At 68.3% G+C, this 17,909-nt stretch carries 16 protein-coding genes, 1 tRNA gene and 2 pseudogenes; 5 read left to right on the top strand and 14 right to left on the bottom strand.

Going from position 1 to position 17,909, the window contains the following annotated elements; genetic code table 11:
* Positions 1-62 precede the first annotated feature (62 nt).
* Positions 63-386: an HIT family protein gene (locus ACZ6BB_RS39745; RefSeq protein ID WP_471619975.1), complete on the top strand. Its 324-nt coding sequence runs from the start codon at positions 63-65 to the stop codon at positions 384-386.
* Here ACZ6BB_RS39745 and ACZ6BB_RS39740 read toward each other — a convergent pair.
* The 11 genes from ACZ6BB_RS39740 to ACZ6BB_RS39690 all read right to left on the bottom strand — a co-directional run bounded on the left by ACZ6BB_RS39740 (position 374) and on the right by ACZ6BB_RS39690 (position 9,778).
* A complete protein-coding gene (locus tag ACZ6BB_RS39740) occupies positions 374-1,492 on the bottom strand; it encodes a UDP-N-acetylglucosamine--N-acetylmuramyl-(pentapeptide) pyrophosphoryl-undecaprenol N-acetylglucosamine transferase (RefSeq protein ID WP_471619974.1) in 1,119 nt (372 codons plus the stop codon). The two genes, ACZ6BB_RS39745 and ACZ6BB_RS39740, sit on opposite strands and share 13 nt — an antisense overlap.
* 114 nt (positions 1,493-1,606) lie before the next feature.
* Positions 1,607-1,681: transfer RNA gene (locus ACZ6BB_RS39735), tRNA-Thr, on the bottom strand.
* A 192-nt stretch (positions 1,682-1,873) separates the two neighbouring features.
* Positions 1,874-3,526, bottom strand: coding sequence for a proline--tRNA ligase (locus ACZ6BB_RS39730; RefSeq protein WP_471619973.1), 1,653 nt, complete (start codon positions 3,524-3,526; stop codon positions 1,874-1,876).
* Positions 3,519-4,628: a glycosyltransferase family 4 protein gene (locus ACZ6BB_RS39725; RefSeq protein WP_471619972.1), complete on the bottom strand. Its 1,110-nt coding sequence runs from the start codon at positions 4,626-4,628 to the stop codon at positions 3,519-3,521. The genes ACZ6BB_RS39730 and ACZ6BB_RS39725 overlap by 8 nt, the downstream gene beginning before the upstream one ends.
* Positions 4,625-5,359, bottom strand: coding sequence for a WbqC family protein (locus tag ACZ6BB_RS39720; RefSeq protein ID WP_471619971.1), 735 nt, complete (start codon positions 5,357-5,359; stop codon positions 4,625-4,627). The genes ACZ6BB_RS39725 and ACZ6BB_RS39720 overlap by 4 nt, the downstream gene beginning before the upstream one ends.
* A 3-nt stretch (positions 5,360-5,362) precedes the next feature.
* Positions 5,363-6,079 (bottom strand): PIG-L deacetylase family protein, encoded by a 717-nt coding sequence (locus tag ACZ6BB_RS39715; protein ID WP_471619970.1) that lies wholly within the window; start codon positions 6,077-6,079, stop codon positions 5,363-5,365.
* A 4-nt stretch (positions 6,080-6,083) separates the two neighbouring features.
* Positions 6,084-6,611, bottom strand: coding sequence for a dCTP deaminase (gene dcd, locus ACZ6BB_RS39710; protein WP_471619969.1), 528 nt, complete (start codon positions 6,609-6,611; stop codon positions 6,084-6,086).
* Entirely contained in the window at positions 6,608-7,153 is a 546-nt protein-coding gene (locus tag ACZ6BB_RS39705) for a dCTP deaminase (RefSeq protein ID WP_471619968.1), read from the bottom strand. Before ACZ6BB_RS39705 ends, dcd begins: the two co-directional genes overlap by 4 nt.
* A complete protein-coding gene (locus tag ACZ6BB_RS39700) occupies positions 7,150-7,962 on the bottom strand; it encodes a TauD/TfdA family dioxygenase (protein WP_471619967.1) in 813 nt (270 codons plus the stop codon). Before ACZ6BB_RS39700 ends, ACZ6BB_RS39705 begins: the two co-directional genes overlap by 4 nt.
* Positions 7,959-9,146 (bottom strand): metallophosphoesterase, encoded by a 1,188-nt coding sequence (locus tag ACZ6BB_RS39695; protein ID WP_471619966.1) that lies wholly within the window; start codon positions 9,144-9,146, stop codon positions 7,959-7,961. The genes ACZ6BB_RS39700 and ACZ6BB_RS39695 overlap by 4 nt, the downstream gene beginning before the upstream one ends.
* Positions 9,143-9,778 carry an rRNA adenine N-6-methyltransferase family protein gene (locus ACZ6BB_RS39690; RefSeq protein WP_471619965.1) on the bottom strand — a complete coding sequence of 212 codons (636 nt, stop codon included), beginning with the start codon at positions 9,776-9,778 and terminating at the stop codon, positions 9,143-9,145. Before ACZ6BB_RS39690 ends, ACZ6BB_RS39695 begins: the two co-directional genes overlap by 4 nt.
* A gap of 321 nt (positions 9,779-10,099) precedes the next feature.
* Here ACZ6BB_RS39690 and ACZ6BB_RS39685 point away from each other — a divergent pair, with 321 nt between their 5' ends.
* The 3 genes and pseudogenes from ACZ6BB_RS39685 to ACZ6BB_RS39675 form a co-directional block, all read left to right on the top strand.
* Positions 10,100-11,263 (top strand): XRE family transcriptional regulator, encoded by a 1,164-nt coding sequence (locus tag ACZ6BB_RS39685; RefSeq protein ID WP_471619964.1) that lies wholly within the window; start codon positions 10,100-10,102, stop codon positions 11,261-11,263.
* 487 nt (positions 11,264-11,750) lie between these two features.
* A pseudogene (locus tag ACZ6BB_RS39680) lies at positions 11,751-12,271 on the top strand (IS3 family transposase); the annotation flags it as partial.
* 28 nt (positions 12,272-12,299) lie between these two features.
* Positions 12,300-12,446, top strand: a pseudogene (locus ACZ6BB_RS39675) (hypothetical protein); the annotation flags it as partial.
* Between the two features lie 81 nt (positions 12,447-12,527).
* Here the strand turns inward: ACZ6BB_RS39675 and ACZ6BB_RS39670 are convergent.
* The 3 genes from ACZ6BB_RS39670 to ACZ6BB_RS39660 are packed head-to-tail and all read right to left on the bottom strand — an operon-like array spanning position 12,528 to position 17,074.
* Positions 12,528-14,105 (bottom strand): hypothetical protein, encoded by a 1,578-nt coding sequence (locus ACZ6BB_RS39670; protein ID WP_471619963.1) that lies wholly within the window; start codon positions 14,103-14,105, stop codon positions 12,528-12,530.
* Positions 14,106-14,123: 18 nt separating this feature from the next.
* Positions 14,124-14,309: a hypothetical protein gene (locus ACZ6BB_RS39665; RefSeq protein WP_471619962.1), complete on the bottom strand. Its 186-nt coding sequence runs from the start codon at positions 14,307-14,309 to the stop codon at positions 14,124-14,126.
* Positions 14,310-14,326: 17 nt separating this feature from the next.
* The gene (locus ACZ6BB_RS39660; RefSeq protein WP_471619961.1) at positions 14,327-17,074 is read right to left on the bottom strand and encodes a hypothetical protein; all 2,748 of its coding nucleotides are present in this window, start codon (positions 17,072-17,074) and stop codon (positions 14,327-14,329) included.
* Positions 17,075-17,424: 350 nt separating this feature from the next.
* Here ACZ6BB_RS39660 and ACZ6BB_RS39655 point away from each other — a divergent pair, with 350 nt between their 5' ends.
* On the top strand, positions 17,425-17,907 hold the full coding sequence (locus tag ACZ6BB_RS39655; protein ID WP_471619960.1) for a winged helix-turn-helix domain-containing protein: 483 nt from the start codon (positions 17,425-17,427) through the stop codon (positions 17,905-17,907).
* Positions 17,908-17,909: the final 2 nt, after the last annotated feature.

Here is a 17,909-nt window from a genome sequence, read left to right as displayed (position 1 = left end):
CCTCAGCTGCTGTTCCCGCCGCGATCTCAGACTTCTACTGTCACCAAGCCATTCCTGGTCTGGTGGACATCAAGGTCGTGACGGAGACGGACAGGGTGCTGGCGTTTCACCACACCAGGCCATCTCATCCGGTGCACATTGTGGTGGCGCCGAAGGTGCACGTTCCGTCGTTGGTGGACCTCGGGGAGGACAACGCCGATCTTCTCATTGAGGTCATGGACGTCGTGCGGGAAGTGGCCGGGAAGGTGAGGGCTGAGCACGGCGCTGCGTCGATTACCACGAACGAGGGTCTGTACCAGGAGTCGCAGCACATGCACTGGCACGTCTATCACCGGGGTGAGACCGAGAAGGAGATCCTGGCGATGTACGGGCATCACGACGGCTGATCGCTACCGGTTGCGTGTGGCCACCGAGGCCTGGCGGCGGCCAGCGCCTCGGTGGCCACCAGGGCGGCGGCGCGGTGGATTTCTGTGCGGTCGGGCTGCTGGGTGTCGCCGGAGGTGCTGGCCAGGCGCATGCACGCTTCCGTCAGTTTGGTCCCCTCTGTCAGTGCGTCGTCGTCGGGGATGACCAGGCACCGGCCGGGGTGGCAGCTGGCGTAGGCGTGGGCGTTGTCGAGCTGGTCGCCGCGGCTGACGGAGGCGGGCAGGGGGATGAGCACGGCCGGCTTGGCGAGGGCTTCGATCTCGGCGAGGGTTGTTGCTCCGGCGCGGCCGATGACCAGGTCGGCGAGCCAGAGTGCGTCGGTCATCTCCTCGTGCAGATACTCCAGTTGCCGGTAGTTGTCGATGCCGGCAAGGGCGGGGTCGAGGTTGCCCGTGCCGCAGACGTGGATGACTGAGAAGTGGGCGCAGAGCTGGTTGAGCTGGCGGCGCACCGCGTCGTTGATGCGGGTGGAGCCCTGGCTGCCGCAGAAGATCAGCAGAACGGGGAGGTGGGGCTTGAGACCCAAGTGCTTGCGTAGCCGGTCCGGGTTGCCGTCGGCGAGGTCGTGGCGCAGGGGAAGTCCGGTGACGACCGTTTTCCGGTGGAGCCAGCGCGGGGCGGAGGAGGAGGGCGGGACGGACAGGCAGACCCGGGAGGCCATGCGGGCGAGGATGGTGTTCGCGAGGCCGAGCGAGTGGTCCGATTCGTGAATGACGAGGGGCACCCGGCACAGCCAGGCCGCGATGCCGACGGGGACGGTGACGTAACCGCCTTTGCTGAAGACGACGTCCGGGCGCTCTCGCCGCACGGCCTTCCAGGCAGCGCCGATGCCGCGCAGCACAGTGAACGGCATGCGCAGGTTGCTCCACGAGCCATAGCGTTTCAGACCTGCTGAGGGGACCGGCCGGAAAGGCATATTCGCGTTCCTCGCGTATTCCTGCTCGATGCTGTCCGAGCGGCCGAAGAAGACGAGTTCGTGTGTGCCGCCTTGGCTCAGCTGGGCGGCTACCGCGAGAGCGGGGACGACATGCCCGGCGCTGCCGCCGCCGGTGATTCCAATTTTCATTGCACCGTGTCCGGTTCAGTTGGGCGTGGTCTTTTGATTGGCTGCCTGTCCCGGCGAGCGTGGGTGCCGGTACGAGATGCAGGCCGGTCCATCGTGCTGCTGTGCTGCTGCTGTTGGTCGGGTCGGCCGGACTCGAACCGGCTCCTCGGCAAGACTTTTGCCGTGCTCCGCCACTTAAGCTACGACCCGTCGGCGTTACACGAGATTAGGCGTGAATGGATCGGTCCGTCAACGCACTGAGGGTAATTGGCCGCAAATTTCAGCCACTTCTTCCGTAGGTTTCTGATGTGATGTGGAATTGATTTTCGGCGTGCGAATTTTGATGCCGCCGATGTGGTTCGCGGCGGCATCACGCGGACGCTTTTTCGTCTGGTTGCTCGGTTAGCGGGCGCTGGAGAGGCGGGGGATTTGGCTGACGGGCATCGAGTCGTGGCGGCTGGACCAGCGGTCGATGACCTCGACGGTGGTGTCGGTCTGCTGCGGGGAGAGGACCAGGGCGTGGGGGACGCCGACCTGGCGGGCGTAGGCGAACTTTTCACCTGCTGCTTCCGGTCGGTCGTCGACGAGCAGGCGGACGCCGTGCTGCCGTAGCTGTCGGACGATCCGGTCGGTGCGCTCGCGCATCTCGGGCAGGTCGGCTCGCAGCACGATGAGGTGGAGATCGGCGGGGCCGCATCCGGGTTTCCAGCGCAGTCCGTGGTGGTCGCGGTGGAGGTCGGCGAGGGTTTGCAGGCAGCGGGTGATGCCGATGCCGGAGCAGGCCATGTGGGCGGGGCCGCGGTTGCCCTCGGGGACGGGGACGGTAAGGCCCATGGGGGCGGAGTACTGGGTGCCGAGTTCGAAGACGTGGGCGACTTCGATGGCGCGGATCGTGTGGTAGCGGCCGTTGTCGCAGCGGCCGCACCCCATGCCTTCGGCTGCGCGGTGCAGGGCGGTGCCCTCCGGCTTGAGCGGGGGCAGGCCCGGCGGGCCAGCCCAGGACAGGTGAGGGCGCAGTCCGTCGGCTCCGTCGGAGATGGAGAAGTCGTCCAGGTGGGCGACGGAGGTGTCGAAGTAGAGCTCGGTGTGTGAGCAGTCCCAGGGGGTCAGGGTCCCAGCCTGTTTTCCGAACAGGCCGGGCAGCGCGTCGGCTTGAAGGAGGTCGACGCGGGTTGCGCCGGAGGCGGCGGCGAGTTTGCGCGGGCTGACGTTCAGGTCTGAGCGGATGGCCACGGCTGCAGGAGCTATGGAGCCGTCCGGGCGGGTGAGAGCGAAGGCGATGACGTTGACCACGGGGTCGTCGCAGACGTGGGGACGGCCGGCGATCACGGCGCCGTCGCCGCGGTGCCCGCAGTGGTCGCAGGCGAGGATGCTGCTCTGCCCGATGTCGCCCAGCACGAGGTGTTCGGTGGATGGTCCCGCAGCGATGGATCCGCCGTCGGCGGTGGCCTGGAACACGCCGGTCAGACCCATGCCCAGCAGGGCGGCGCGGCAGGCGTCGTTGAGGAAGCCGATCGAGGCGCGCATCCCTTTGGCACTGGTGTCGAAGGTGTAGGCGTCCCCCATGACGAACTCGCGGCCGCGCATGAGGCCGCCGCGCGGGGAGAGCTCATCGCGGAACTTGGCGGTGCTCAGGTAGAGGCGTACGGGCAGGTCGCGGTGGGATCGCAGGTGTTCGCGCACGGTGGCGACCGCGATCTCCTCGGAGGTCGGGGCCAGGCACATGTCCTCGCCGCTGCGGCTGCGGGTGGTCATCAGGGTGCCTTCGGTCTGGTAGACGTCCCAGCGGCCCGACTCCTCCCACAGGGTGCGGTTTTGCAGCGTGGGGAAGGCGACGGTGTTCGCGCCGCGGTCCTCGAACGCGTCGCGGGCGATGCGGGAGAGCCGGTCGTGGACGCGCAGGCCGAGGGGCAGGAGAGTGTGGACGCCGGTGGCGGCGGTCCGGCCGACGAAGCCGAGGGACTCGAGCAGGTTCATCGTGGTCGGCGTGGCGTTCACCGCCCGGGGACGTACGGGGGGCCACAGCTGGCTGGCGTACAGCGGAGTGTCAGTCATGGCCGGCTCCCAGCACCTTGGTTGTGAGTGCGTCCAGTTGGTTGGCGGTCGCGGCTATGTCGTGGCGGAGGGCATTGGCGGCCGCGGCCGTGCACAGTGCCCGGCGCGTGTGGGGTGTGGCGGCGATCTGGTCGACAGCGGCGGCCAGGGCGTGCGGGTCGCCGGTGGTGTAGGGCAGGCCGCCGGAGCCGAGGGTGTCGCGCAGGCCGGGCAGATCGCTGAACAGGACGGGCAGGCCGTGGGCCTGGGCCTCGACGGCGACCAGACCGAACGCTTCAAGCCGGGCGGTGGTGAACACCAAGGCGTCGAAGTCGGCGAAGAGTGTCCACAGGTCCTGGCGCGGCAGGAAGGGGGTGAACTGGACTCGGCCGGTGAGGCCGAGTTCGGCAGCTCGCGCTGTCAGGGCCGGCAGTTCGCTGCCGCTGCCGATGACGGTCAGGTGATGGTCGTGGCGGGTCAGTGCCAGCGCCTCGATCGCGGTGATGGTGGACTTGTTGCGGTCCAGACGGCCGGCGTGCAGCAGCCGCAGATTCTGTCCGTCGGCGGGCCGGGCGGTGGGTGTGGCGGGCAGGGGGATGCCCCACGGGATGATCACGAGCCGGTCGGTGAAGTGGCCGCCGGTGAGGGTGTCGACCTGGTCGGCCATGGCCTTGTTGGGCACGGCCACGGCTGTGCTCGCTGTGACGATTTCGGTCAGTGCCGCGCGGGCCTGCTCGCTGTCGGTGGCGGCGATGACGTCGGTTCCGTGGGCGATGGAGACCATCGGCGTGCTGCGGTCGGCACGGGCGAACGCGAGTGACAGGCCGAAGCCCAGATGCTGGGCGTGGATCACGTCGGCTCGGTGGGCGCGCAGGATCTCCTCGACTTCGCCGGTCAGCTCCGCCACGTACGTATCGAAGTGTGGCCCGTACGGTTCCTTGCCCGTAGTGAGGGTGACTGTCTGTTCGAAGCCGTGCTTCCAGGGCTTCGAGCCGAGCAGGGCCATGAAGGTGGAGTGGAAGCGCGGTGACAGCTGCTGGTAGACGTCGCTCGCCCAGATGGTGGAGCCGCAGGAGGGCTCCAGGGGCAGATCGATGCCGGTGATGATGCGGGGGCGGCTCACCGGGGCTCCCCCAGCGGTGCGCAGGACCGGTGCGAGGTGAAGGCGGCGCGCAGCATGACCGCCAGGCCGGCCCAGCCCACCGCGCAGGCGGCGTCGATGACCGACAGGCCCGGCTTGAAGCCCTGCCGCGGCCAGGCCTGGACGTAGTGGGGGTGGCGGGCGGCGAATTCGTTCCACACGACGGTGATGCCGTGCTGGGCGAGCGCGGAGGTGTCGAGGTACTGGCGGGTGCCCTCGCCGGCCCACAGTTGCTGTTCCTCGGCATGGGCGCAGATCTGGACCAGGCGCTCGTTCTTGTCGGCCGTGTTGGTGTGGGGCATCTCGGAGGTCAGGCGCAGGGTGGTCTGTGCGCCGAGGGCGACGGCGAGTTGGGTCACCAGGTCGAGGTTGAGGTCGACCAGCCAGCGGTGGCCGGCCGACAGAGGTGGGGCGATGGCTTGGAGGGCCTCGTCCAGGTGCGGGGTGCGGGCGTACGCGAGACGCAGGGTCTTGAGCATGCTGGCGGGATCGAAGCTCTCTGCGATCCGTGTCTCGCGCAGGAGCTGACCGTTGCGGCGGGTGACCGGGACGGTGATCCAGGTGACGCCGTGGGCGGTCTTGATGCGGTTGCGGTTCTGCCAGCCGCGCTCGGTGTACTGCACCGTGTCATACAGGGCGACGGTGCTGCAGCCGATCAACGCCTCGCAGAACCCGAGCCAGGGCAGGAACGGCGGCTGTTCGATGTAGAGCACGTGCTACTCCTTCTCCGCCGGGTCCGAGGGCGGGTGCAGCAGGGTGAGCAGAGGAGTCTCGAAGGCCTCGAAGGGGCGGCCCAGCGCGGCTGCGGCCGGACGCAGCCGCCAGCCGGACTCGGCGGCGCGGTGCCGGGTGTAGTCCTCGCTGAGGTACCAGCGACCGCCTTGCGTCGCGTGCCGGGACAGAGCGAGGACCTTCGCGTCGAGAAAGGGCTTGATGTCAACGAGGACGGTGGGGTGGAAGCCGCTGCGGGGCGCGTGCGGCTGGCCGTAGAGCACGGTGTGGCACGAAGCGACCCGGGTGGCGGCGTTGGATGCGGCCTTGCCTAGCGCGAGGTGATCCTGGTGGTCGTTGGTCACCGTCGGGCTGTGGGTGATCAACGTGGTGCAGCCGAGGCGGACCAGTTCGCCTTCCACGCGCGAGATCAGGTCGCGGTCGGCGCGCAGGGCCCCGTCCCTCAGGTCGAGACAGGTGATCTCGGCTCCCGTGCCGTCCCAGGCCTGGCGCACCTCGTCCCAGCGGTCCTGCGAGGCGAGGCGGACGCCGCGGGCCGCGTCGGCGAGGGAGACGCCGTTGACGCCGCGGCTGGCCATCACCACGGTCACCGCGGCGCCGAGTTGGCGGTAACGGCGCAGCGTTCCATACGCCATCAGCTCGGCGTCGTCGGGGTGGGCGACCACCGTGACGACCCGCTCGGCCTCGGGTGTGAGGGACACTGGGTCACCGTCCCTGGAAGTCGCGGTAGAGCTGGGACGGCATCGCCTGTTCGCCGGTCGCCTGGTACTTGCCGGCGTACAGCTCGATGTCGCCCTGGACCTTCCAGAACGTCACTTGGGCGACACGTAGGCGCGGGTAGATGCACACCGGCTGTACCGCGTGGAGCTGCAACGTGAGATGGCCGTGCGACCCGATGTCGATCAGGTCGGCTGTGACGTGCACGAACAGGCCCAGTCTGGCCATCGAGGAGCGGGCCCGGATGATCGGCACGAACGTGTCGCTGCCGATGCGTTCCGCGGTGGACGCCAGGTAGATCCGTCCCGGGGAGAGCACCAGGCCGCCGTCGGCGATGGTGTGGTGCTCGAACGGGTTGTCGCGGGCGCAGTCCAGGTGTTCGTGGGTGTACCAGCCGATCCGGGTACCGAGGTGCAGGTCGTAGGAGTTGGGACTCAGCTGACCGGGATCGAAGGGATCGATGTCGATCTCTTTGGTCTTGACCCGGTGGTGGATTTCGGGGCCGGTGAGGATCACGCGAGGACCTCCGGCGTGCGCACGTCCCCGGCGACCGCTTGCGGGGACCAGGCCGAGGGGACGCTGAGGTATCCGTAGGTGCCGAGGTAGGGCATGACCTGGCCGCTCGGCTCCCAGAAGCTGACCTGGCCCGTCCGCATACCCGGATACACCCGCAGCGGCTGGACGACCACGATCTCCAGCGTCCACTGGTGGACGGAGCCGAGCTGGCCCAGGTCTGCGGAAACCTGGAGAAAGCAGCCGAGCCGGCCGAGGGAGGAGCGGCCGATCAGACTCGGCACGTAGCGGTGACTGCCGATGCGTTCGATGGTCGCGCCGAGGTAGGTGATGCCCGGCTGCAGGACGTAGCCGTCGGCGGGCAGATCAATCGTCTCCAGCTGTGCCGGCGTGCGCGGGTCTGCCACGGTGCCCGTCTGCACCTTGAGCTGGGGCCCGAGCCGGTAGTTGACGCTGTTGGGGTTGATCATGTCGGCGTCGAACGGGTCGAAGGTGATCTCGCCGCGTTCGACGGCCTCCTTGATCGCAGAGCCGGTCAGAATCACCGGGCACCCCCTGGCGCGACGTAGGTCTGCTTCAGCAGCCGCCGCTCCTGCAGGGGAAGGGCGTCCTGCTCCGCGCCCAGCGGCATCCGCCCGTGGGCGTAGCGCCACTGGTCGAACACCAGCAGCTCCCCCGGCGCCAGTCGCACCGTGGCGCGGTACTGGTGGGCGGCGTCGACCAGGCGGCTGAAGGCCTCAGCGATGGACGGCGCCGCGTGGTCGACGCTCGTGAGGAGTTCACCGCGCTGAAGGTGCGGCAGCATTTTGCTGGTGAACCGGATCGCAGCGTGGCCGCCGAGGCATTGGGGCAGCACGGCGAACTGGGGCAGGCTTTCGCCGACGCCGTGCACTCCCTCATCTGCGAAGTAGCGGAACACAGGCTGGCTCAGCAGGTTCCGGTCGGTGAGCGTCAGGGCTTCGGCGGCCGCCCACAGGTCCGACAGAGCGGAGGCCCCGCCGCCGGCGGGGTCGGCGCGGACGCAGTACAGGGCGATGTAGCGCGGGCTTTCGGCGCGGTCGACGAGGTCCACGTGGAGCCGGTTCTCGCCGGTGCCGTGGGTCCGGCCCGGGTCGACGCTGGTGCGCACGCTCAGATCGCTCCAGCAGCCGTCGTCCGGGTAGACGCTGAGGACCGGACCGAGCGAGGAGAGCAGCCCGAGCGCCAGCTCCAGGTTGCGCTGGTGATCGCGCGGGTCCGGGAAGCGGACCAGAGCACGGCCCCTGCCGCTGCTGGTGAGCTGAGCGGCGAATCCCCTGGGCGCCGTCGGGCCGTGAGTCAGGGCCGGGGCATCGAGCGTCAGCAGGTCGTTCATGACAACTCCTGCAGGAGGGCAGAAAGGACACCGCGAAGGGTGCACGGCGGGGTGACAGACCGGGCCGGCAGATTCAGCCGGTCGGCGAGGTAGCGGGTGGTCGCGACGGCACACGCGCCGCCGGGCGTGAGGTGGGAATCCTGGGCGGTGACGGGCTCCTCTCCCAAGGCACGGGCGTGGTCGCAGACCGTCTTCAGGGTGTGCGTGCCGTCCAGGAGGACGAGGTCCGCGTCGAAGGGCGCGCAGTCGGCCAGAGCCCGGCGCGTGACCTGTGTGGGCAGCCCGGTGCGGAGGCTGGCCAGGTTGAGAACGAACGCATCGGCGCCAACGATCCTGCGTGCCTGTTCGGTGGCGGCGCGGGCCACGTCCCTGCGGGAGGCCAGGACGGCGGGAAGGCGTCCGAGCGTCGATGCTCCCCAGGCGTCGTACGCGGCCACGACCGGGCCCAGGCCGTCCGGCTGTGCTGGTGGTTCGCTGGGGAAGGTCTCGACGGTGATCCGCGTCCTGCCCGGTTCCGGCATGTCGATCTGGACCAGTCCGCGCCCGTTCTCCGGCGCCTTGATCACATGGCGGTCTTCGGACGACCAGTGGTACCAGGCGCTGTGGCAGTGTCCGGACACGACGATCGGCAAGGGCCAGCCGTGCTCCTGGTCGGCGATGTCGTGGGCGAGACCGCTGTGGCTGATCCCGATGACGACGTCGGCACCCGCGGCCGTCAGCCGGTCACGTTCGACGGCAAAGAGCGTCCCCGTCGGTTCGTGGAAGGTGAAGCCGGCGCGCTCCTGAAGCGGGATCGCTTCGAAGGCCTGCCGGCCGAGGTAGCCGACAATCCCGACGCGCTGACCCCGCGAATCGAGCACGATGCTGCGCTCCCAGCGTCCGGCGAAGGCCTGCGGCGGGCGGACGTTGGCGCACACCACCGGGGGGAACGTCTGTGGGTTCTCAAGCCGCATGAGGTCGGCGACATCGTGGTTGCCCGGCACCAGCGCGTCGTACAACTCTGTCAGCAGTCCTTGTTCGATGCGCCCTTGGGAGAAGGCGTGGAAGGCGTTGCCGCCGAAGAAATCGCCGGCATCCACCACGAGTGCCCCGTCGGCGCGTCGCCGGCGCAGGGCTGCCAGCAAGCCGCGTCCCTCGGGGACAGCGGAGTGAAAGTCGTTGGTGACGATCAGGGAGGGGGTCATCGACTCCTCCGGATCGCGACCACCCGCAGCGTTCCAGGAGCTTTGGGCCAGAACTCGCCTCTGGAGATGCCGTCGATCTCCTCCCAGAGCAGGCCGTCATCGACGCTGGCGGCGCTGCGGTCCTCCAGGGTGCGGCGCGGCACCACCACCACTCCGCGCGTCACCTTGCGGGTTGCGGTGAACACGTGGGAGGTCAGCGCCGTTGACAGTTCCCAGTCGAAGGGCAGGATCGACACCAGCACGCTGCCCTGGTCCAGCCCGCCGTCCAGGTCGATGCGGCGCACGTCGTTGATCGTGATGCGCGCCCGCTGGCCGAAGGGCTTCAGCCGGTCCTGCAGGATTCCGCCGAGCCGTACGTCCCGCTCCACGGCCCAGATCCGGCAGCCGGAGGCCGCGACGGCCGCGGACAACGTGCCAAGGCCTGCTCCCACTTCGAGGACTTGTGCCGCGGTCGTGAGTTCGGCGCAGTCCAGCAGTCGCCGAGCTGTGTCCGCAGAGCGCAGGAAGTGCTGACCGAACTCGGCACGCGCAGCGAAACCGCTCTGCGCAAGGACCTCGACAGTGCTGGCAGCGCCAGCGCGTAAGAGCGGCGGCGCATCCCCGCCTAGGCGTGCCGCCTGATCGTAGGACATGGCAGGGCACCCCCCTTTCGAATGGCTCACGTGCCGCATCGTGTGCTGCGGTTCCACGAGAATCGGCTCAACTGTTCGATTGCGTCGACGACTTGGAGGGAGTCCCGCAGGAGTCCCGCATCCGGCAATCCGTCACCACTCGCGTGCGGTGGGTGATTGGATTGCTGCGTGGTAGAAACCGCCCGTCACCCCTTGGCCGTCGCGCGGATGGCGCGCGGCATGACGCAGGACGCACTTGCGGCCGGGATTCAGGCCGCAGCCCACCGGCAAGGGCTGCGATCGGGCACTGACCGGATGCGGGTACGCAAGTGGGAGCGAGGTGTGGAACCCAGCGAGGAATCGCAGGGATACATCGCCGAGGCGCTCAGCCTGCCCGCGGACATCGTCCGCAGCGACGACTGGCCGAACTGGCTGCCGCTCAGCGCCGACGGCGTCGTCCCTCTTGGTCCCCACAGCTTCGTGCCCGCCCTGAGAGAGGCCCTGCGAACAGCGATGGAACGCCGCACCTTCATGACGATCTCCGGCGCCGCCCTGTCCGCGCTGGCCGCGGAGTGGGCCGGCGGCCCTGCCACCGCGCTCGCACAGGCCCGCGCCGGAAAACCGATCAGTGACGAACTCGTCGCCTTCTTGGAGAACTCCACCCAACATCTCGCCGGGCTGGTCACCGAGGAGCGGCAGCACACGCCCACCCTGCTGGATGCCCACCTGTCCACGGTGACCGGACTGCTCGAACACGGCCGCTACAGGCCCGCCCTCGGGCTGCGTCTGCACACCCTGGCAGCCTCCCTGTCCCAGACCGTCGCCTGGCACCGCTTCGACCTGGGCCGCCATACACATGCCAGCCAGTACTGGATCGCCGGCCTACACAACGCGCACGCGGCCGGGGACCACGACATGGGCGCCGGCCTCCTCGGCGACCTCGCCTACCAGGCCGCCTGGCGCCGCGACCACACCACCGCGGCAAACATCCTCAACCACGCCCTCACCCGCGCCCAGAATCCCGCCGCCCGCTGCCTGCTCCAGCTACGCCTCGCCCGCACCCTCGCCGCAAGAGGCGAGCGGAGCGAACAACGCACCGTGCTGCGCGCCCTCGCCGCGGCAGAGAAACACCTGGGCGACGCCGGCGCCGACCGGCCCACTTGGTGCGCCTGGGTATCCGAAGCCGACCTCGCCGTGGACTCCGGCCAGGCCCTCCTGGACCTCGGCGACACCGGCCGCGCCCACCGGCTCATCACCGAAGGCGAACGGCTGCTACCCGCAGCCCGGGACAAGACCCGAGGCGTATTCCTCGCCTACCGCGCCGCAAGCTACCTCGATTTGAAGGAACCCGAGCCCGCAGCGACCGCTGCCACCCAGTCCCTGCTCCTGGCCCGCCGCATCGGAGCACCCCGCTGCGTGCAGCTTGTCGACGACCTGCTCCCCCGCTTCCAGCCCTACGGGGACGCCAAGGGCGTTTCGGAACTCCTCCAGCTCGCAGCCGCATAGCGCGAAGCAGAGCAACCTGACGTCCAGGCCCCTGTTCACAAAGCGAGTGAGCCCAGCAGGACCCGGGTTCCCCTGATGGACGGAAGCGGCCCCGAGCAGCCGCAGATTTTGGACGAGCGTCCAGAGAAGTGCCCGGGAAGAGGAGGATCGAACGCTCGCACGCCGAACGGTGCCTCTCCCCTTGCGGGAAGCGGCGAACTCACCGTTCGGCGTACCGTTCTGAGTGTCTAGTCCAGAGTCGATGGGCAGAGAACCAGTGGTCACGAGCATTCTTTGCCACGACCACTCCATGGCCGACAAGGCTTCGGGCATCCGGTCGCTCGACGAGACCACCTGGCTGCTGGAGGTCATCGAGGAATCCGACATCGCTCGGACGCAGGTGATGGAGTCGACGCTGATCCTCGCTGAGACGCGGTGTGCCGAGGCGACGATGTCCGAGACCTGGGAGGCCTGGGTCACGGCCATGCAGCTGGGATCCGCGCTGTTCGCCGCGGTGAACACGAAGTACGTCGGCGACATCACATACCTGCCGGTCAACGGCTCGAAGCCGCTCTATCTCGCAACCGTCATCGACCTCGCCTCACGACGGCTGGCAGGGTGGGCGATCGCCGATCACATGCGCACCGAGCTCGTCTTCAACGCCCTGGCGGCCGTCGAACGGACCCGCGGAAGCCTAACCGGAGCGGTGATCCACACCGATCACGGCTCGCAATACACGAGCAGAGCCTTCGCTGAAATCTGCAGGTCAGCAGGGGTCGGCAGACCATGGGGGCGGTCGGCTCCCGCGCGGACAACGCCGCCGCAGAAAGCTTCAACGCCGCCTTCAAGAGGGAGACCTTCAAAGACCGGAAGGCCTGGTCGAGCGCGCGTGAGGCCAGACTCGACGCCTTCCGCTGGCTGACCCGATACAACACCCGCCGCCGGCACTCCCGCCTCGGCCAGCGGTCCCCGATCGCCTACGAGAACGATGCCCAACCGGCAGCAACTACCCTGACCCAAGCCGCATAGACGTGTTCAACATCCGGGGTCAAGGCCCGTGGCCCGGCTGTCCCCGCTCAAGCACAAGGACCTCAACGTCCTCGGCCGCTACAGCTTCACTGCCTCCCAGCCGCGCGACGGCCTGCGTCCGCTGCGCGACCCGCAAGCCGTCGACCTCGACGAGGACGACGACGGACAGGAGTGAGCCGGCTCAGGCCGCGGAGTCGAGGAAATCGGCTACAGCGGTGGGGAACCGCACAGACCGCCGCCATCGACTCGGCCCCACTCAGGGCAGTGAGAACTGCGCGGCGTGGCCGAAGGCGATCGCGGGGACGAAGTGGTGGGCGTCGAGCGTCCCGAATTCGGGGATGGTCTTCTCATGCCCCGGCGCCTTGACGTCTCCCTCCAAGGCGGGGTTGGAGAAGTGCACCCACGTCACCCGCCCGTCAGCGGTGTGGCCCTCCTCCGCATAGACCCCCTTCACGGGGACGCGCGGCAGCCGGGTGACCCGGCCCTGCGGGACCAGCCCGTTCTCCGTGCGGCGGTAGGTGTCCTGCGAGTGGTAGGCGCGCAGGGTGCGTTTGGTGCTCCCGGACAGCCACTGGCGAAACGTCTGGACCATGTGGTCCCACCCCGAACTGTCCACCCCGTCGATGTCCCACAGCTCACGCCAGGAGTCCATCAGGGTGTCGGGAGGCGCGTGGAAGAGCGCCGGCGGGTAGAGGCGCTCATCGAACCGACGGGCCCTGCACAGGTTCACCACGGCGTTGATGCCGGCGCTGAAGCCCGAGACGGTGGTGGTGAAAGCGCGCGGCACCTGCTCGTCGCCGCGCCGGCCCACCGACGGAAACTGCGAGGTTCGGCCGTAGGGCATACGCACCTTCACGAGCGGTGCGGTCCTGCTGGACACGAGCTGGTTGGCGTAGAGGAAGCGTACGACCTCCTTGAGGAGACGGCCGAGGCCCGGTTGCGTGTCGAGCGGGCCCCAGTTCGCGCTCGGCTGGACGGGCATGACCACGATGGGGTTCCGGCCGGCGGCCAGCAGCTGGTAGATGATCTTGTATCCGGTCACCAGGTAGTTGACCGCGAGCCCCACGTAGGGCTGCGTCACGTCCTTCGCGGCCTTCGCCTTGGTGATGCCGTACGGGTACTCGCCGAGGAACGGGTAGGAGTCCGCTGGGTAGCCCCGGTTCTTGAACGTCGGCGGCGTGTAGAAGACCACAACCTCCGGAGTGGCGGCCAGCGGCTTGAACGGCACCCACGTTCCGATCAGGAAGCGGGGCAGTCGGCCGCCGCCGGCGACCTCCTTGGGCCCGAACTCCAGCAGGACGAACCGGCCGTGCCTGGCAAGTTCGACCAACACCCGCGAATGGTTGAAGCGCTTCCATTCCATCGCGGCGAGGTCTCCGAAGACCGGCTCGTCGAGCCGGCGCAGCATCTCGGTGTTGTGGAAGGCGCCGCGGTAGATCCACTCTTCCCCGCCGGCATGGTCGACCAGTGCCGCACGGGGGTTGCCCAGCAGCTCCGCATCCGGCCTCACGGTGATGCTCGGAGCCAGCCGCACGGTACCGATCGTGGTGAAGATATCGAGCACTCCGTCGTGCAGCACGGCGTGCCCGGCCGGGTTGGACGACAGCCAGCCGGAGGCTCCGATGGCGGAGATCAGGAACTGCTCGTCAGTGAAGCCGTCCATCGACACGTAGATCTCAAGCTGGTTCAGAGCCAGCGAGGCGTCCACCTGTTGCCCCGGCCTCGGGTTCAGGGTGACGGGTTCGGGGCCTCTCGGGGACGTGAAGACGAGTCGGATCCGGGCATTCGGCAGGGCTGCGCCGTTGACGTCGGTGACATTGATGGTGATGAGCACTTCACAAGGTCCCGGTCATCAGGTGGAGGCGGATGCCCTGGTGATGGTCACGACGGCTTCGGCACGGACGCTGAAGACCTTCTTGCCGTCGGCGGTCGTGAAATCGACGAAGTCCCCGTGAACGGTGTAGTCGTCCGCTTGAAACCTGCGTTCTCTCAGCGGCGGTTCTTTCGGCGCCGTGTACTCGACGGTGTACACGTTCACGGCGGCCTCCTGTGCTGTCACAGTTGCTGTCCGGTCTTCGGGTCGTAGTTCACGGCCACTGCGGCCACCTGATCGGTCGGTAGGACCTCGGTCCACTGGTCGAACACCTCGTAGGGCTGGGCCGGCCGGAATCCGCCGGCCAGGGGGTCGAATCCGGTCTCGAAGACCTTCTCCGAGTCCTTTGTGGCCTTGTAGTCGGTGTTGACCGTCTTAAGCTGCTCGGCGACCAGGGACAGCACCTGCCCGATCTTCTTGCCGTGGAACGAGTCCGGGTCTTCGGCCTGGGGGACGTAGAGGACGTCGAGGCCGGCCTCCCCCTCGACGCTGGTCAGCCAGTTCAGTGCGGCCTGCTCTTGGCCGGGCCGGACGGGCAGGACGGCCTTCACCCAGGCGGCGTTGAGGAACTCGTTGCGCCGCTCGTCTCCGTCGATCTGGATGAGCCAGCCCAGAGAGCTGCCGAGCGGCGCGGGCTGGGTCTGCTCCGTGATGAGGTAGTCCACCCGCCAGTCCGGCAACGATGCCTGCGGGTCGACGGCCCGGTACTTCTCTGCCCGGGAGTACCATCCGGCCACGGTCTGGCCCTGGAGGGGACGAACCGTGGTCCCGGTCGGAAACGTCTCGGCCTCCGAAGGCAGGGGGTACCGGCCCGAGCTGTCCTCGGTGACGGAGGGGGGAGGCACCGGACCCGGGCGCCAGTAGTCGGGGGCGACGAAGTACAGCATCTCTTCCACGTCGAAGAGGTGCCCGATCCCCTCGGCCTCCGGGAAGGGCAGGTGCGCCGGGTTCTTCGGGTACTGATCTGCCTGCTCCAGCCGGCGGATGAGGCTGCGGAAGACCACCCGGCGCTCTTCGCTGCGCAGGTCTTCGGGAGTTCGGCTGCGCATGGTGCTCACCAGGCGCAGTCGCTCATGGACGGCTTTGCCATACGCCTCATGCTGCAGCCGGTCGACTTCCTTCTTGTAGGCCTGTTCCGCCGCTTCGTTGGCCGTCTCGATCGCCAGTTTCGTCTCCGCCTTCGGCGTGTAGGTGATGGCCGCGCTGAAGGGAATCGACTTGTTGCCCTGGAAGTTGGCGTACGTCAGCCGCAGTCCGAGGCTGTTCTTGGCGACATCGGGGTTCTCTGTCATGTCGAGGACACCGGGGTCGATGGTGAACTGGACCTGGGCTCCCCGGAAGTCGACTTCCGGGGCCACGCCCTTCTTGATCTCGAAGCCGTCCGGTGGTGCCGGGAGCGGAAAGTCGAACCGGAATTTGATGAGGTCGTTCTCTCCCAGGACCGGTTTGAAGATGCCGACATTGGGGTCGGTGTCCGGCGTGTAGGTGTTCTCCGCGTCGGTGTCGGCCCCGTGGGTCAGGACGAACGTCAGCGACAGCGGGTGGGTCACCTTCTGGTCCGGCGGGACGATCTTTTTCTCCGGCTTCTGGACTGCGGTCAGGTCGGGCGCGTCGACGACGTTGACCATGTCCCCCAGCCCGAGTTCTCTGCCGGGATCGCCGATGAACACTTGCCAGCACAGCCGCGTGCCGATGTGCTGGAGCTGCACCCCTACTTTGCGCATCTTGCGGCGGATCTCGTAGTTGACCAGGTCGGTGGTGTTGTTCTGCAGGACGTACCGGCGGCTTGAGGTGTCCGTCGATTCGGTCACTGTCTTGAAGGTGGTCTTGAAGTTCCGCTTGATCTCGCTGGTGGCTTTGGCGGCCTGGGTGCGGGTGTGCTTGTGGGTGGCCTCGGATCCCCGTTTGACGGTGTTCTGGGTGCTGAAGCTGGCACTGACGTCAGCGTGGTAGATCTTCGCGTTCACTCCGCCGGTGGCACTCACCCCGAGCTTCGTGTCGGTCGCGTTCTCCTCCTTGACGGCGTCGGCGATGTCGTCCTGCTCGGTCAGGCTCTCTTCCGTCTTCCGGGAGATCTCCTCGGACACCTCGGTGGACTTCTCGACCAACGTGCGTCTGGTGCTGGTCTCGACCACCTCGACGCTGCCGCCCGGGCTGACCCAGATGTGTGCCACCGGGGTGCCGAGGAAGGTGTCGAACTCGAAGAAGTACTCCCGGAAGAGGTTCACCACTCCCACCGGCGACAGGCCGGCGAGCTCCGCCGCGTCGTAGTGCTGCGCGAGCGCGGCAAGCTTCGGATCGGTCATCGTGCGGGCTTCCGGGCCGCGGAAGTGGGCGAGCGCCGTCAGCCCGGCGAACGGGGAGCCCTGGTGGGCCGTGGAGGCAGCCATGGAGGAGTAGGCGCCGAACCATCCGGTCAGCGGATGGTAGACGCCGAACAGTTCACTGGCGTACGGCAGCGAACCCGCGAAGTCGGCCAGCGGCCGTCCGGCGAACGTCGGCAAACCCGGAGCCGGCACGGTGATCCGCTGCGAATGGCTGGTGGGCCCGTTCGCCGCAACGGCGAAGGCCACCGAGACCAACGGGTTTCCGGGGGTGGACTTCAGGAGGAGGACGTCACCGCTGGCTGCACGGGCGGGAGCCACGAAGGAGATCATCTGAGGCTGCCCGGACCCGCTGATCAGGCGCCACGCGTACTGGCGAGGATCCGCCTGGTCCTTCTGGAGGAACATCTTCTCCAGACCGGCCACTCCCGGGAGGGAGGCGGGATCCAGCACGTTGATATCGGCGGACAGCCCGAGCGAGAGCCGGTTCCCGTCGGGAAGCTCCTGCTGGCTGCCTTCGACCTTATAGGTCCAGAGTTTGTACGACGCTCCAACTGCGCTGCCCAGGACGGGCGTTGCGCCGACAAACGTGACGACCAGCGTCATGGCAGGGGCAACCCTTCACTTGGTCAGTGCATGCTTTTGGGGTTCCATGGCGGGCCTGGATCCTCACCGCATCGACCGCCCGGCCACCCGGCTGGGTCAGACAGTTCCCCTGCATGGCCCTGTCAGAGCGGCTCCGAATACCGCCGCCTCACGCCGGCGCGCGCAGCGCGTGATGATCCGGTCGGGGGCCTCGGCGAGAGCGGCCTTGACCGCCTCGCGGTGGTCAAGGGCCACCGGCGCTGACTCGGCCGGCCGCCCACGCAGGTCCGCGAAGACATAGAGCGTGCGCAGCAGTTGGTGGGGGCCAGGGTGGTGGTCTCACTCCGCATGGCCAGGCCGCGCGGGAGCGAGTGCGCATGCTCGCCGCCGATGCCTTTGCTCTGGGTGAGAAGAACGCAGCGATAGCCGCAAGGCTGCGGGTCAGTGTGCGGTCGGTGGAGCGGTGGCGCCGGTCCTGGCGCGAGGGCGGACGGGAGGCACTGCGTTCGTCGGGCCCTGCGAAGCGGCCGAAGGTGGATGACGACGCCTTCGCCATGCTTGAGCCGTTTCTGTTGGAAGGTGCGGTCGCTCAGGGGTGGACGGATGAGCGGTGGACGCTTTCGCGGGTGCGCATGCTGATCGCGGACCAGCTCGGGGTGTCGTTGTCGGTCCGTGGTGCGTGGGAGTTGCTGCGGCGGCACGGCTGGTCGTGTCAGCAGCCTGCGCGGCGGGCTGTCGAACGTGACGATGCGGCGGTGGCCGGCTGGGTGAAGGAGACCTGGCCCCGGGCAAAGCCACCGCGGCGGCGCTCGGGGCGTGGCTGGTCTTCGAGGACGAGGCCGCCGTCTCGATGACG

The organism is Streptomyces sp. NPDC041108, from assembly GCF_055592645.1.
Note: the sequence above shows the minus strand (reverse complement) of the source record. Positions and strands in the feature narration are given on the sequence as shown.

Coding starts and splice junctions, on each gene's coding strand:
- ACZ6BB_RS39740 (WP_471619974.1), bottom strand. CDS start 1,492: ATGAAAATTGGAATCACCGGCGGCGGCAGCGCCGGGCATGTCGTCCCC.
- ACZ6BB_RS39730 (WP_471619973.1), bottom strand. CDS start 3,526: ATGACTGACACTCCGCTGTACGCCAGCCAGCTGTGGCCCCCCGTACGT.
- ACZ6BB_RS39700 (WP_471619967.1), bottom strand. CDS start 7,962: ATGAACGACCTGCTGACGCTCGATGCCCCGGCCCTGACTCACGGCCCG.
- ACZ6BB_RS39695 (WP_471619966.1), bottom strand. CDS start 9,146: ATGACCCCCTCCCTGATCGTCACCAACGACTTTCACTCCGCTGTCCCC.
- ACZ6BB_RS39690 (WP_471619965.1), bottom strand. CDS start 9,778: ATGTCCTACGATCAGGCGGCACGCCTAGGCGGGGATGCGCCGCCGCTC.
- ACZ6BB_RS39660 (WP_471619961.1), bottom strand. CDS start 17,074: ATGACGCTGGTCGTCACGTTTGTCGGCGCAACGCCCGTCCTGGGCAGC.